This window comes from Streptomyces sp. 12E, assembly GCF_055633275.1.
Genome location: NZ_JBVNCJ010000001.1, coordinates 2235012 through 2247080, shown reverse-complemented (window position 1 = coordinate 2247080; position 12069 = coordinate 2235012). Strand labels below are relative to the sequence as shown.

General features: G+C 73.7%; 13 protein-coding genes, 1 tRNA gene and 1 pseudogene. 6 read left to right on the top strand and 9 right to left on the bottom strand.

Going from position 1 to position 12069, the window contains the following annotated elements:
- Nucleotides 1-23: 23 nt before the first annotated feature.
- Nucleotides 24-788 (bottom strand): DedA family protein, encoded by a 765-nt coding sequence (locus tag ACZ8ZB_RS10585; protein WP_470737452.1) that lies wholly within the window; start codon nucleotides 786-788, stop codon nucleotides 24-26.
- Nucleotides 789-919: 131 nt separating this feature from the next.
- Between ACZ8ZB_RS10585 and ACZ8ZB_RS10580 the strand changes: the two genes are divergently transcribed.
- Nucleotides 920-2062 carry a sensor histidine kinase gene (locus ACZ8ZB_RS10580; protein ID WP_470737451.1) on the top strand — a complete coding sequence of 381 codons (1143 nt, stop codon included), beginning with the start codon at nucleotides 920-922 and terminating at the stop codon, nucleotides 2060-2062.
- On the top strand, nucleotides 2053-2697 hold the full coding sequence (locus ACZ8ZB_RS10575) for a response regulator transcription factor (protein WP_073935764.1): 645 nt from the start codon (nucleotides 2053-2055) through the stop codon (nucleotides 2695-2697). The genes ACZ8ZB_RS10580 and ACZ8ZB_RS10575 overlap by 10 nt, the downstream gene beginning before the upstream one ends.
- Nucleotides 2698-2759: 62 nt before the next feature.
- Here ACZ8ZB_RS10575 and ACZ8ZB_RS10570 read toward each other — a convergent pair whose 3' ends face one another.
- From ACZ8ZB_RS10570 to ACZ8ZB_RS10560, 3 genes are all read right to left on the bottom strand, one after another.
- Entirely contained in the window at nucleotides 2760-2981 is a 222-nt protein-coding gene (locus ACZ8ZB_RS10570) for an FmdB family zinc ribbon protein (protein ID WP_470737450.1), read from the bottom strand.
- A gap of 37 nt (nucleotides 2982-3018) precedes the next feature.
- On the bottom strand, nucleotides 3019-4449 hold the full coding sequence (locus ACZ8ZB_RS10565; protein ID WP_470737449.1) for a hypothetical protein: 1431 nt from the start codon (nucleotides 4447-4449) through the stop codon (nucleotides 3019-3021).
- Between the two features lie 74 nt (nucleotides 4450-4523).
- Complete coding sequence (locus ACZ8ZB_RS10560; RefSeq protein WP_470737448.1) at nucleotides 4524-5339, bottom strand: DUF4097 family beta strand repeat-containing protein; 816 nt, start codon at nucleotides 5337-5339, stop codon at nucleotides 4524-4526.
- A 207-nt stretch (nucleotides 5340-5546) separates the two neighbouring features.
- On the opposite strand from ACZ8ZB_RS10560, the gene ACZ8ZB_RS10555 reads away from it, so the two are divergent.
- Nucleotides 5547-5618 (top strand) — tRNA-Val (locus ACZ8ZB_RS10555).
- 67 nt (nucleotides 5619-5685) lie between these two features.
- On the opposite strand, the gene ACZ8ZB_RS10550 is transcribed toward ACZ8ZB_RS10555, so the two are convergent.
- Nucleotides 5686-6027, bottom strand: coding sequence for a hypothetical protein (locus ACZ8ZB_RS10550; RefSeq protein ID WP_470737447.1), 342 nt, complete (start codon nucleotides 6025-6027; stop codon nucleotides 5686-5688).
- Nucleotides 6028-6093: 66 nt separating this feature from the next.
- Between ACZ8ZB_RS10550 and ACZ8ZB_RS10545 the strand changes: the two genes are divergently transcribed.
- Nucleotides 6094-6327 (top strand): DUF2277 domain-containing protein, encoded by a 234-nt coding sequence (locus ACZ8ZB_RS10545; protein ID WP_470737446.1) that lies wholly within the window; start codon nucleotides 6094-6096, stop codon nucleotides 6325-6327.
- Between the two features lie 187 nt (nucleotides 6328-6514).
- On the opposite strand, the gene ACZ8ZB_RS10540 is transcribed toward ACZ8ZB_RS10545, so the two are convergent.
- From ACZ8ZB_RS10540 to ACZ8ZB_RS10525, 4 genes are all read right to left on the bottom strand, one after another.
- On the bottom strand, nucleotides 6515-7123 hold the full coding sequence (locus tag ACZ8ZB_RS10540; RefSeq protein WP_470737445.1) for a DedA family protein: 609 nt from the start codon (nucleotides 7121-7123) through the stop codon (nucleotides 6515-6517).
- 244 nt (nucleotides 7124-7367) lie between these two features.
- Nucleotides 7368-7820: a DoxX family protein gene (locus tag ACZ8ZB_RS10535; RefSeq protein WP_470737444.1), complete on the bottom strand. Its 453-nt coding sequence runs from the start codon at nucleotides 7818-7820 to the stop codon at nucleotides 7368-7370.
- 248 nt (nucleotides 7821-8068) lie between these two features.
- A complete protein-coding gene (locus tag ACZ8ZB_RS10530; RefSeq protein ID WP_470737443.1) occupies nucleotides 8069-9715 on the bottom strand; it encodes an alkaline phosphatase D family protein in 1647 nt (548 codons plus the stop codon).
- An 80-nt stretch (nucleotides 9716-9795) separates the two neighbouring features.
- Nucleotides 9796-10440, bottom strand: a complete 645-nt coding sequence (locus ACZ8ZB_RS10525; RefSeq protein WP_470737442.1) for an HNH endonuclease family protein — start codon at nucleotides 10438-10440, stop codon at nucleotides 9796-9798.
- 148 nt (nucleotides 10441-10588) lie between these two features.
- Between ACZ8ZB_RS10525 and ACZ8ZB_RS10520 the strand changes: the two are divergent.
- Together ACZ8ZB_RS10520 and ACZ8ZB_RS10515 are read left to right on the top strand one after the other, a co-directional pair.
- Nucleotides 10589-11002: pseudogene (locus ACZ8ZB_RS10520) on the top strand (TMEM165/GDT1 family protein); the annotation flags it as partial.
- Nucleotides 11003-11199: 197 nt separating this feature from the next.
- Nucleotides 11200-11868: an HAD-IA family hydrolase gene (locus ACZ8ZB_RS10515; protein ID WP_470741458.1), complete on the top strand. Its 669-nt coding sequence runs from the start codon at nucleotides 11200-11202 to the stop codon at nucleotides 11866-11868.
- The last annotated feature ends 201 nt before the right edge of the window (nucleotides 11869-12069 follow it).

Genomic DNA, 12069 nt, shown 5'->3' with positions numbered 1-12069 from the left:
CCCGCGGTCGTGCGGCCGGGGCGTCAGCGAAGGCGGCGCAGACTCATCGTGTCGGCGGAGTCGTACCCGTCGCCGTGACCGTCCCCGGAGCGCGGCGGGTGCGGGTGTCCCGTGCCCGCCCGCCCGTCCCGCCGCCGGCGGCCGTCCCCCGAGCGCAGCAGCCGCAGGACCACGAACGCCACCAGAGCCAGCGCGGCCACGCCGAGGACCACCTTCGAGTACGCCGAGACGACGGTCGACACCTGCTCCCAGTTGTCCCCCAGCACATACCCCGCGAGCACGAACGCGGTGTTCCAGATCGCACTGCCCAGCGTGGTCAGCCCGAGGAACAGCGGCAGCCGCATGCGCTCCACGCCGGCCGGCACCGATATGAAACTGCGGAAGAGCGGGATCATCCGGCCGAAGAACACCGCCTTCGTCCCGTGCCGCAGGAACCACGCCTCCGTCTTCTCGATGTCCGCGACCTTCACCAGCGGCAGCCGCTCCGCTATCGCCACCGTCCGGTCCCGGCCGAGCAGCGCGCCCACCCCGTACAGCGCGAGCGCGCCGACCACCGAGCCGGCGGTGGTCCACAGCAGCACGGCGAGCAGGCTCATCCGCCCACTGCTCACGGCGAACCCCGCCAGGGGCAGGATCACCTCACTGGGTATGGGAGGGAAGAGGTTCTCCAGCGCGATGGCGAGGCCGGCCCCGGGGGCGCCCATGGCGTCCATGAGGTCGTTGACCCACTGCGGTCCGGCGCTGCCGTCCCCGGCCGCCGTGATCGTGTGCGCTGCGATGGCTGTCATGGCTCCCACGCTAGAAAACCGGAGCTGAAGGAACGCTGAGGAAAGCCGCACGACTCGATGCGGTACTCCGCAGCCGCAATTGCGGTTTTCCGCAGTGTGTACCCGTGCCGCGCACGGTTAGCCTCACGATCATGCGAGACATGGTGCGGCGTGTGGTGCGGTGCGCGGTGGGGCTGATGTGGGGCGCCGCCGCGGCCGTCGTCGAGCTGCTCTACACCGTCCTGGCCGGCCTGTCCCTCTTGTTCGTCGTGGCCTGGCCGCGCGGCCGTCGCGCCGTGCTCCGCCCGGTCCTCGCGGGCGCGCGAGGACTGACGGAGCTGAACCGCACCCGGCTGCGGACCTGGCTGGGAGCACACACCTCGCCCGCGTACGAGGACCCGCAGGCCCTGGGATACCTGGCCTGCCGCTGGACCCTGGGTGTCCTGGGCGCGGTGGTGATGCTCTCGGCGGCGATCGGCCTGGGGTACGGCACGTCGTGGATGTACCTCTGGCTGCTGGTCGACGACGTACGCAACACCGCGTCGATCGTCTACACGTCCCTCGGCGGCCTCTTCCTGCTCTTCCTCGTCGTGCAGGGGATACTCGCCGTGGCCCAACTGGAGGGGAAGCTGGCCCGCCGCCTGCTGGGCCCCCGCCACCAGGACGCGCTGGAGCGGCGCATCGCCGAACTGTCCGCGAGCCGCGCGGCCGTGGTCGACGCGGTGAACGACGAGCGGCGGCGCATCGAGCGGGACCTGCACGACGGAGTGCAGCAGCGTCTGGTCGCGCTCGGCATGCTGCTCGGCCGCGCCCTGCGCAGCGAGGACCCGGCCCGCACGGACCGGTTGCTGCGCCAGGCCCACCAGGAGAGCCGGCACGCCCTGGACGACCTGCGCGAGGTGGCGTGGCGGATCTACCCCACCACCCTGGACGAGGCAGGGCTGCGGGCGGCGCTGGAGACGGTCGCCGAGCGGGCCTCCGTCCCGGTACGGGTGGAGTACGGGCTCACCGGGGAGCCCGAGCGGGCGGTGGGGACCGTGGTCTACTTCGTCGTCTGCGAGGCCGTCACCAACGCGGTGAAGCACGCGAAGCCGACCCGGATAGTGGTCGAGGTCGGACCGAGGGAGGGAGCGTTGTACGTGAGCGTCGAGGACGACGGCCGGGGCGGGGCGAACGCCACGGGCAGCGGACTGTTCGGGCTGGCACGGCGCGTCGCCGCACTCGACGGGCGGCTCGAGGTGCGCAGTCCGCCGGGCGGGCCGACCCTGGTGACCGCGGAGCTGCCATGCGCCTGATCCTGGCCGAGGACTCCACCCTGCTCAGAGAGGGCCTGGTGCGGCTGCTGGCGGAGGAGGGACATCAGGTGCTGGCCGCCGTCGGCAACGCGGAGCTGCTGCTGCGGGCGGTCGCCGAGGACCCGCCGGACGTGGTGGTCGCCGATGTGCGGATGCCGCCCACGCACACCGACGAGGGACTGCGCGCGGCCCTGGAGATCCGCCGGCGCTGGCCGTCCGTAGGGGTGCTGGTGCTCTCGCAGTACGTGGAGAAGCGGTATGCGACCGAGTTGCTGACCGGTGAGTCGGAAGGAGTCGGCTATCTGCTCAAGGACCGTGTCGTCCAGGTCGACGAGTTCCTGGACGCCCTGGAGCGGGTGGCGCAGGGACGCGCCGCCTTCGACCCGGAGGTCGTGCGGCAGCTGCTCGGCCGCACGACGCACACCGACCCGCTCGCCCGCCTCACCGCGCGGGAGCAGGCGGTACTGGCGGAGATGGCACAGGGGCACACCAACGCCGCCATCGCGCGGCGACTGCACATCTCGCAGAGCGCGGTGGAGAAACACACCAACGCGATCTTCGACAAGCTCGGGCTGACGGGAGGCGAGGGCTATTCGCGCAGGGTGCTGGCGGTGCTGCGCTACCTCGGCAGCTGATGCCGCGCCGTCCCGGCAGCCGATGTGCGGCTGACGTCCGGTGCCGTGTCCTCCGGCGGGGTTCAGCCGCAGCAGCCGCCACCGCAGCAGCCGCCACCGCCGCCACTCGCGGACGGAGCGGGGGCCGCGGCGGAGGCGGTGCCGCCCACCGCGACGGTGGAGAGCAGCTTGACCGTGTCGTCGTGACCCGCCGGGCAGGCGGCGGGCGCGGAGGACTCCGCCATGGGGCGGCTCAGTTCGAAGGTGTCGCCGCAGGTCCGGCAGCGGTACTCATAGCGAGGCATGGGCACAGGTTAACCGGATCGGCCCGCGCCGGGACGGTCAGTGGGCGGCACCACCGCGTTCCTCCCGGATCAGGGCCACCACACGGCCCACCGCCGCCCGCACCTCCTCCGTCTCCGTCAGGAAGTGCCAGTAATCGGGATGGCGGCCCTCCAGCCCGGCGACGGCCCGCTCCAGACGGGCCACGGCGTCGTCCAGGGGGCGGGCGTGGCGCGGGTCGGGGGTGTTGCGGCCGGCCATGGCCAGCCGCTGGGCGTCCCGGATGGTGAAGCGGGTGCGCTCGATCTCCTGCCCGGGGTCCTTCTGCACGGCGTTCAGCCGCCGCAGCCGGTCGCCGGCCGCCGACACCGCCTCGTCGGTCGTGTTCAGCAGCGCCCGCGCGGTCGACAGCAGGGCGGTCGCGTCCGCCCAGCGCTGCTCCTCGCGGGCCGCCCGGGCCTCGGCGAGTCTCGCCTCCGCCCGGCTCACGTTCTCCGTGGCCACGTCGGGGACGTGGTGCAGGTCCTGCCAGCAGGCGGCGGTGAAGCGCCGGCGCAGTTCGCTGAGGACCGGTTCGACCTGTTCGGAGCGGGTGGTGAGGGCCTGGGCGCGGGTGCGCAGGGAGACCAGCCGGTGGTCGATCTCGGCGGCCCGCTCCGGCAGCCGCTCGGCTTCGACGCGGACCGCCTCGGCCTCGCGCGTGACCCGTTCGGCCCGCTCCAGGGTCTGGGGCACGCCGTGCTGCCCCGCGCCCTGGTTCAGCTTGGTCAGTTCCGGGGAGAGCACGGCGAGCCGGGCGGCGAGGTCGTCGGCCTTCAGACCCGATCCGCGTGCGGTGTCGAGGGCGTTCGAGGCGGCGAGCAGCGCCTGCCGGGCGCGTTCGACGGCGGGCGCGAGCCGGGCGAGCTGGGTCTCGGCCTTGCCGAGGAGGGAGCCGAGCCCGTCGGCGAACCGGTCCAGCTCCTGCTTGACCCGGCCGAGTTCGTCCTTGGCGGCGGTCAGCCGTTCGCGGGCCTGGGCGGCGGCCGAGGCCTCCAGGTCGTCGCGGTCCAGGTCATGGGCGTCGACGGCGCTGATGTAGCGGTGGCTGGCCTCGTCGATGCGCCGGCCGAGCGCCTCGAAGTCGGCGACGGCGCGGCGGGCGGCGGGGGAGGCGTCGACGGCGGTGATCGTCTCGATGGAGATCCGCAGGTCGCGCTGGGCGGTGTCGAGTTCGTAGAAGGCGGCCGCCGCCGCGTCCTTGGCGGCCTGCGCCTCGGCCCGCTGGTTCTCCGCCCGCCCGCCGAACCAGCGCCGGGTCCCGCCCCCGGTGAACGCGGCGGGCAGCGCCAGCGCCACGACCAGCGGCAGCCCCACGAGGGCGAGCACCTCCCGCAGCGCGCCGGGGGTCCGGCGGGCACCCGGCCGGTGGGGAAGAGGAGGTACGGCACGACACGTGCGAGGCACGCGCGGCTCCGACGGCGAGTACGGCTGCGCTGGTGTCGCCGTCACATCCCTCTCCCGTACTGTCGTTCGCCCGGCCCGATGTCATTCTCCCACCGGTGGAGGACGAAGACACGGGCCGGTCAGTTCACCGTACGGACGGTGAGTTGGCCGTCGCCGGTGCGCGCGGTCACCCTGTGGGGGCTGGAGTCGTCGCGGGGCACGGACACGTCCTCGGCGCCGTCGCCGGTCTCGGTGTCCACGCGGTAGGAGGCCCGCGGCAGGTCGACCGTCAGGGAGCCGTCGCCGCTGCGGGAGTCCACCAGGTCGGGTACGGCGGCCAGTTCGAGGCGGACCGAGCCGTCCCCGCTGTGGGCGCGCACCGTACGGGAGGAGACCTCCGCGCGCACGGACCCGTCACCGGTGCGCAGCTCCAGCGGTCCGGTGGAGTCCGTGACGTGGATCGAACCGTCCGTCGTGCGGATGCTCAGCGCGTCGCGGAAGCCCCGCGCCCGCACGCTGCCGTCCTCCTCCTCGACCTTCACGGAGACTCCGCGGGGCACCTCGATGCGGTGCTTGGCGGAGCAGTCCGCGACGACCCCCGAACACTTCTCCCGCAGCACCAGCCGGTCGCCGTCCATGGACCAGGTGGCCTTCGGGGTCGAGCCGATGGCGACGGTGCCCTGGAACCACCGGGTGACCTCGACCTTGCCGGGAGCGTTCTCGTCCGAGGCGACGATCTCGAGGGCGGACTCGTCGGAGTCGACGACGAGGGTCCTGCCGGGCAGGCCGAAGGACCGGTGGTCGGGATCGTCGTCGTCGGCGGCCGACGCCCCGCAGGCGCTCACGCCCGCGACGATCACCGTGGTGGCCCCGGCGAGGGCGAGGGCGCGTGTCCACGCGGCACGGGCGCCGGGAGCGGAGCCGAAGGGCCGGGCGGTACGGGTCGTGCGGGTCATGGCGGTCTCCCCCTGGGACGGACGGTGGCGCTCTCCGGCGGTCTCCGGGCGCTCTTCGACCGTACGGACCGGGGGCCCGCCGGGGGATCCGGGCGGCTGGCGGATCCGGGGTGGGGATATCCCCCGGTGCCCCCGGCGGGCGTTTGCCGGACCGCGCCCCGGGCCATGTAGGCTGTCGACTCGACCTGGGCGCGCGGCCCGGGTCCCGGGTGCGTAGCTCAGGGGTAGAGCGCCTGCCTTACAAGCAGGATGTCGGCGGTTCGAAACCGTCCGCGCCCACCGGGAGACAGGGCCTCCGGAGTCGCTCCGGAGGCCCTTGTCGTCGTGCCGTCCCGTGCCGTCCGCCCTATGCGGGCCCCTCCGGGTCCTCGTGGGTGTGCTTCAGCCGGGAGCGGGCGTGCACGCGGTCGGCGCCGGTGAGTTCGGCCCAGTAGCGGTGGGTGCTGACGAACACCGCGAGCTCGTGCTCCCGTCGCCGGAGCTTCTCCACCTCGGCCTGTTCGTCGGCGGTCCAGCCGGGCGAGGCGGGGCGCTCGACCTTGCGCCAGCCGTGGTCGTCGCTGAACCCGTCGACGGGTTCGACCGACCAGGGGAGCCGCTTCAGCAGGGCCGACAACTCGGCCCGGACCTGCTGCAGTTCCTCCTGACCGGCGAGGAGGTCACTCGGAAAGTCATAGGTCGCAGCCACAACCCGATGATACGCCTGTTCGATTTTGGGTGGCGAGTTGCGGAGGGGGCGCGTCAGACTGGAGACATGTGTCGGAGCATCAAGACCCTGCGTCCGCCCGTGCAGCCCGGGGAGGCCACGGAGGAGGAGATCCGGGCCGCCGCCCTGCAGTACGTGAGGAAGGTGTCCGGCTTCCGCGCGCCGGCCGCCCACAACCGCGAGGTGTTCGACCGGGCGGTGGAGGCGATCGCCTCGGCGACGGCCGAGCTGCTGGACGGGCTGGAGGTGCGCGGGGGCGCGGCGCGGCGGGCGGGGGGATAGCGCCCCCGGGCGCCGCGGCCGCGGGTGATCGTGCCGCTGCGGCGGCACGGGTGGGTGACGGGGGCGCCTCCCGGGCCGTTCGGGCACTTGGGGGAGGCGCCCCGTGGACGCCGGGCTGCGCGACACCCCCGCCCGGCCCGACCGCCCCGGCTCTCGGACTCCGCGCGAGTCCCGGGGCCCGCAGGGCCTACGAAGCCTCCGAGGGCTGCGGCTGCGGTCGCCGGCGCATCAGGTAGCCCGCCCCCGCCCCCGCCGCGAACAGCGCGCCCACCGACACCGCCGTGGCCAGCCAGGTCGCGCCCAGCCAGTGGGCGCCGAAGTAGCCGAGGGCCACGCTGTACGCGGCCCAGGACAGCCCCGCCAGGGCGGACCAGGGGAGGAAGTCGCGGGCGCGGTGGCGCGCGGCTCCGGCGCCGAGGGAGACCACCGAGCGCCCGGCCGGGGCGAAGCGGGCGAGGACGACCAGGACGCCGCCGCCCCGGGCGAGCGCCGCGCCGAGACGTTCCTGCGCGCTCCTGAGCCGCCGTGAACGGGCTATGGCCCGGTCCAGACGGGCACCGCCGCGCCAGGCGAGGCGGTAGGCCACCAGGTCGCCCAGGACGGAGGCGGTGGCGGCGCACAGCGTCAGCACCAGGATGTCGGGCACGTCGGTCGCCGTGCCCGCGGCCGCCGCCGTGGCCGCGGTGATCACCAGTACCCCGCTGGGCAGGACCGGGAGGAACACGTCGAGCAGGACCGAGAGGGCCACCACCGCATAGATCCACGGGCTGCCGACCAGCGCCCCCACACTCTCCACCCGAACTCCCCGTGGCTCCCCCGCGGGCCGCGCCGTGCCGCGCTGACGCGGGCGAGCGGCAGGAGTGGCAGGAGTGGCCGATGACAGCGATACAGCGTACGCCCGGTGAGTGACGGAAAGGTCACGAGGGGTTCGCGCGTCCGGCGCCCCGTGTTCCCCCGCTCTTCCCCCGCGCAAAGGGGAAGGGCGCCCTCCCCCCGTCGTGCGGGAAGGGCGCCCGTGCGGTCCGGTGGGGGGAGGACGGTCAGGCCGCCACCGGGGTCCGCTCCGTTCGCCGTTCGCCGTCCGCCGACGAGTGCCTGGTGAACAGGCGGTCCAGGCCGAAGGCTCCGGATCCGGTGAACACCAGCAGGAACATGGCCCAGCAGTACAGGGCCGCGCCCTCGCCGTTGTTCTCTATCGGCCACAGGGCCTGGGGCTGGTGGACCTTGAAGTACGCGTAGGCCATCGCGCCGGACGAGACGAACGCGGCGGCGCGGGTGCCGAGGCCGAGCAGGACCAGGGTGCCGCCGACGAGTTCGATCAGGCCCGCGTACCAGCCGGGCCAGGCGCCGGTCTCGACGGTGCCGCCGTTGCCGTCCGCGCCGCCGAGCAGGCCGAGCAGGGAAACGGCGCCGTGGCAGGCGAAGAGCAGTCCGACGACGATGCGGAACATGCCCAGGACATACGGCTGGGCGCTGTTGAGGCGTCCGGTCATGGGGGGCGTCTCCTTCGGTCAGGCCGACCCCCGGGTGGGGCCGGTCCGGGGGGCGGAACCGAGTCGACCACCCACGTTAGGCGTCCCCAATAGATACTTGCAAGTTCAACATTTGGCCACGAATTAGCCTCCGCTTGACCGCTCCGGCACCCGCTCCCGCCGGTCACGGCGGTGTCCGCCCTCGTGGTCACAGCCCACCGTGTGACCGGATCCGCACCACAGCGCACAGCGGGCCCACAGATTCCGGTTCACCGGCTCAGCCGGGTCTCCGTCACGCGCCTGAGCCGTGTCCCGGCCGCATCCTCCTGCGCGTCCTCCAGCCGCAGCACCGCCGAACGCCCCTGCGTCGTCAGTGTCATGAGCTGATTGCCGAACCAGGGCCCGCCCGTCCTGCGCCAGGTGACCGGCGGCGGGCGGAGCCGGCCGTGCCGTGCGAACACGCGCCCGAGGAGCCGGGCGGCGCCGCTCCAGCCGAAGCGGAAACCGAGCTTCATCGACAGCGGGATGGAGTTGTGGACGGGGGAGCAGGTCAGCTGCACCACCCGGGAGTCCGGCCCGGCGCCGCCCGGCCAGCCCGGTTCGGCGACGTAGGCGTGATGGACGTCCCCGGAGAGCACGCACACCGTCGCCGGCGCCTCCGGCCCCGTGCCGGTCTCGGCGATCAGCTCCGCCAGCTCGCCGAACGACTCCGGGAAGGCCGCCCAGTGCTCCAGGTCCGCCGCGCGCCGCAGTTTCTCCCCGAGCCGCGCCCAGCGGGCGCCCTTGTCGCCCCGGCACAGCACGGAGCTCCAGGCCTCGATGTCGTGCACCAGGTGGGGCAGCAGCCAGGGCAGGGACGTGCCGATGAGCAGGTGGTCGTAGGAGCCGCGCCCGTCGAGGGCCTGTTCGCGCAGCCAGTCGGCCTCGGTCCGGTCGAGCATGGAGCGCCGGCCCTCCTCCAGGACGCGGGCCGCGCGGCTGTCCACCATCACCAGGCGCACCCGGCCGAAGTCGCGCCGGTAGCTCCAGCGCACACTGGTCGCGTCCGCCTCGGCCCGGGAGGCGAAGGCGCGCAGCGCCTCGGTGCCGTCGTCGGCCGCCCGGACGGACGCGTACAGCGGGTCGGCCCCGACCTCGGCGGGGGAGAGGTTGCCCAGGTGCTGGTACACCCAGTACGACATCAGGCCGCTGAGGATCCGCTCCCGCCACCACGACGTGTCCCGCATGTCGGCGACCCAGGAGGCGGAGGTGTTCCAGTCGTCGATCACGTCGTGGTCGTCGAAGATCATGCAGGTGGGCACGGTGGACAGCAGCCAGCGCACCTGCGGGTCGAGCCAGGACTCGTAGTAGAGGTGGGTGTACTCCTCGTAGTCCGCCACCTGGCTGCCCGGGGGGTCGTCCAGATCGCGGCGGGCGGCGAGCCACTCGCGCGTGGCGTCGGAGGTCTCGTCGGCGTACACCTGGTCGCCGAGGAGCAACAGGACGTCGGGCCGTTCGCCGTCCGGGTCGGCGGCGATGCGTTTCGCCAGGGCGTCCAGGGCGTCGGGGCCGACCGGGTCGGGCTCCCCGGTGGGCGGGGACGCCCAGCGGCAGGAGCCGAACGAGACGCGCGTACGGTCGTCCGGGCCGGGGGTGGGGATGACGGACGGCGGGAGCGACGGGAACGGGTCCTCGGCCAGCGGCCACACCCGGACGTCGTCCAGGAAGACCTCGTACGGGGTGGCCGTCCCCGGTGTGAGACCGGTGACGTGGACGAGCGCGTAATGGTGGCCCGCGATCCGGAAGGTGCCGGCCGTCCCGCCGGTCCCGTCCGCGCAGCGCACCTCCACGGTGCCCGGAGCGGCGGTCTCGACCCAGAGGGTGGCGGACGAGCCGTCGATGTACCTCAGCAGTGGTCCGAGCCGCAGTCCGGCCATGGTGACCCCTTCCTCCGTCGCTCCGTACGGTACGCAGCGACGGAGGCGGTCGGCGAGATTTGTGCGCCCGGTAATTCCTCTCAGCAGCCCGCGAGGTGGCTCTGCAGGGCGGACTTCTCGGCGGAGTCGACCGACAGGCCGTAGTAGTACTTCACCTGGACCCAGGCGCGGACGTAGGTGCAGCGGTAGGCCGTGCGCGACGGCATCCAGGTGGCCGGGTCCTGGTCGCCCTTGGCCTGGTTGACGTTGTCCGTGACGGCGAGGAGCTGCGGGCGGGTCAGGTCGTTGGCGAAGGCCTGGCGTCGCGAGGTGCTCCAGGAGCGGGCGCCGGAGTCCCAGGCCTCGGCGAGCGGGACGAGATGGTCGATGTCGACGTCGGAGGCGGCGGACCAGGTGGCGCCGTCGTACGGGGAGTACCAGCTGCCGGCGGTGGCGGCACAGGAGGAGTCGGTGACGACGCCCGAGCCGTCGCGCTTGAGGACGGTCTCGCGGGTGTTGCAGGAGCCGGACTGCGTGATCCAGTGCGGGAAGAGGTCGCGGTCGTAGCCGGTGCGGTTCTCGGTGGCGACCGTGAGGGTGGCGAGGTAGCCGCGGGCGGTGGCGGCGCTGACCGGGGTGGGCAGGGCGGCGGAGGCGGCCGAACCGTTGAACAGGCCGGCGGAGGCTATGAGTCCGGTGAACGCCGCGACCGTGCTGATCCGTCGACGCGCGTAGAACTTCGACATGCGAACTCCCTTGGGGGATGGGGTTGTCGGCGTGCGGGCAGGGGGATGCTCGCCACGCCGCGTTGCCGGGAGGGGTGGATCCGGTAAGAAGTTAATGACGCGTACATGACACGTCTATGGTTCGGGTGTGAAGCTTCCGCGCACGACGGCCGGCAGCGTGCTCACGCTGCTGCCGCAGCAGATCGTGCACGCGATCGCGGACGTGCTCTTCCTGGGCGGCGCGGCGGTGCCGCTGGTGAAGAAGGGCGAGGACGAGGAGGAGGTCCGCAAGCCGGAGAACCAGGCCTTCCGGAAGGTCTCCGGGGCCGGGTTCACACTGATCCTGGTCGCCGAGTTCGGCGATCCGACGCAGATCATGACGGCCGACCTCGCCGCCCGCTACGACGACCCGCTCCCCGTCGGCCTGGGCGCGGTGCTCGCGCTGTGGTCGGTGGCCGGGCCCGGCATCGCCGGCGGGAAGGCGCTGGTGAAGCGGGTCCCGCTCGCGCTGATCACGCAGATCGCGGCGCTGCCGATGCGGGGTCCGGGCGTGTGGAGCCTGTGGGAGGCGGTCACCGGGTGACGCCCGCCGCACGGGCCCCGCGCGGCGACGGCGGACCGAAGCGTCGGTGAACGGTCGGTGAAGGAGGTGGCGGGGTGCCGGGTTTGTTTTGTACCGTGGATGAACAAAGTGACCCCCGCCCGTTTCCCCTGACCGGCGGGCGGGGTCACTCTGCCTCCCGGGCCACCGCCCGGAGCCCTCACCTCCGCGCCTTGGAGCTGCCGATGACGGCCACCACCGTGCTCACCGCCCGCGCCCTCCTGCTGGACATGGACGGCACCCTCGTCAACTCGGACGCCTCCGTCGAACGCGTCTGGCGGCGCTGGGCCGACCGGAACGGGCTCGACGGCGACGAGGTCATGAAGGTCGTGCACGGGCGCCAGGGGTACGCGTCGATGGCCCTGCTGCTGCCCGGCCGCCCGATGGAGCAGAACCACGCCGACAACGCCCGCATGCTCGCCGAGGAGACCGCGGACACCGAAGGCGTCGTCGAGATACCGGGCGCCCGCGCGTTCCTCGCCTCCCTGAAGGGGCTGCCGCACGCGCTCGTGACCTCCGCCGACGTCGCCCTGTCGACGGCGCGGATGGCCGCCGCCGGGCTGGAGCAGCCCGACGTGCGGGTGACGGCGGAGTCCGTCGGCGCGAGCAAGCCCGACCCCGAGGGCTTCCTGAAGGGCGCGGCGGAACTGGGCGTCGCCCCGGCCGACTGCGTGGTCTTCGAGGACTCCGGCGCGGGCGTCGCCGCGGGCAGGGCGGCCGGGATGCGGGTCGTGGGCATCGGCCCCCGGGCCGGCCTCCACGACCCGGACGTGCTCGTACGGGACCTGACCCGGGTGCGGGTGGAGGCCGCGGCCGACGGCGTGATCCGGCTGCACATCACGGAGTAGCCCGCGGGAGCCCCCGGTCCGTGCGGCTCCCGGACGCCCGGCGCCGCGGTCCGCGCCCGCCCGGCCCGCCGCGGCCGCCGTGCGGCCCGGGGCGTGGCGCCCGGCCGGTCGCGGCCTGCCCGGCCCCCGGACCCGGAGGACTTCGGCAAGCCCCCGAAAAGGGCCGGCCGGGACGGAATCCCCGATCCCCGATCCTCGGGC

Bases quoted from the DNA above. Each gene is read 5' to 3' on its own strand.
- ACZ8ZB_RS10585 (WP_470737452.1), bottom strand. From the start codon at position 788: ATGACAGCCATCGCAGCGCACACGATCACGGCGGCCGGGGACGGCAGC.
- ACZ8ZB_RS10575 (WP_073935764.1), top strand. From the start codon at position 2,053: ATGCGCCTGATCCTGGCCGAGGACTCCACCCTGCTCAGAGAGGGCCTG.
- ACZ8ZB_RS10580 (WP_470737451.1), top strand. From the start codon at position 920: ATGCGAGACATGGTGCGGCGTGTGGTGCGGTGCGCGGTGGGGCTGATG.
- ACZ8ZB_RS10525 (WP_470737442.1), bottom strand. From the start codon at position 10,440: ATGTCGAAGTTCTACGCGCGTCGACGGATCAGCACGGTCGCGGCGTTC.
- ACZ8ZB_RS10570 (WP_470737450.1), bottom strand. From the start codon at position 2,981: ATGCCTCGCTATGAGTACCGCTGCCGGACCTGCGGCGACACCTTCGAA.
- ACZ8ZB_RS10545 (WP_470737446.1), top strand. From the start codon at position 6,094: ATGTGTCGGAGCATCAAGACCCTGCGTCCGCCCGTGCAGCCCGGGGAG.
- ACZ8ZB_RS10535 (WP_470737444.1), bottom strand. From the start codon at position 7,820: ATGACCGGACGCCTCAACAGCGCCCAGCCGTATGTCCTGGGCATGTTC.
- ACZ8ZB_RS10530 (WP_470737443.1), bottom strand. From the start codon at position 9,715: ATGGCCGGACTGCGGCTCGGACCACTGCTGAGGTACATCGACGGCTCG.
- ACZ8ZB_RS10560 (WP_470737448.1), bottom strand. From the start codon at position 5,339: ATGACCCGCACGACCCGTACCGCCCGGCCCTTCGGCTCCGCTCCCGGC.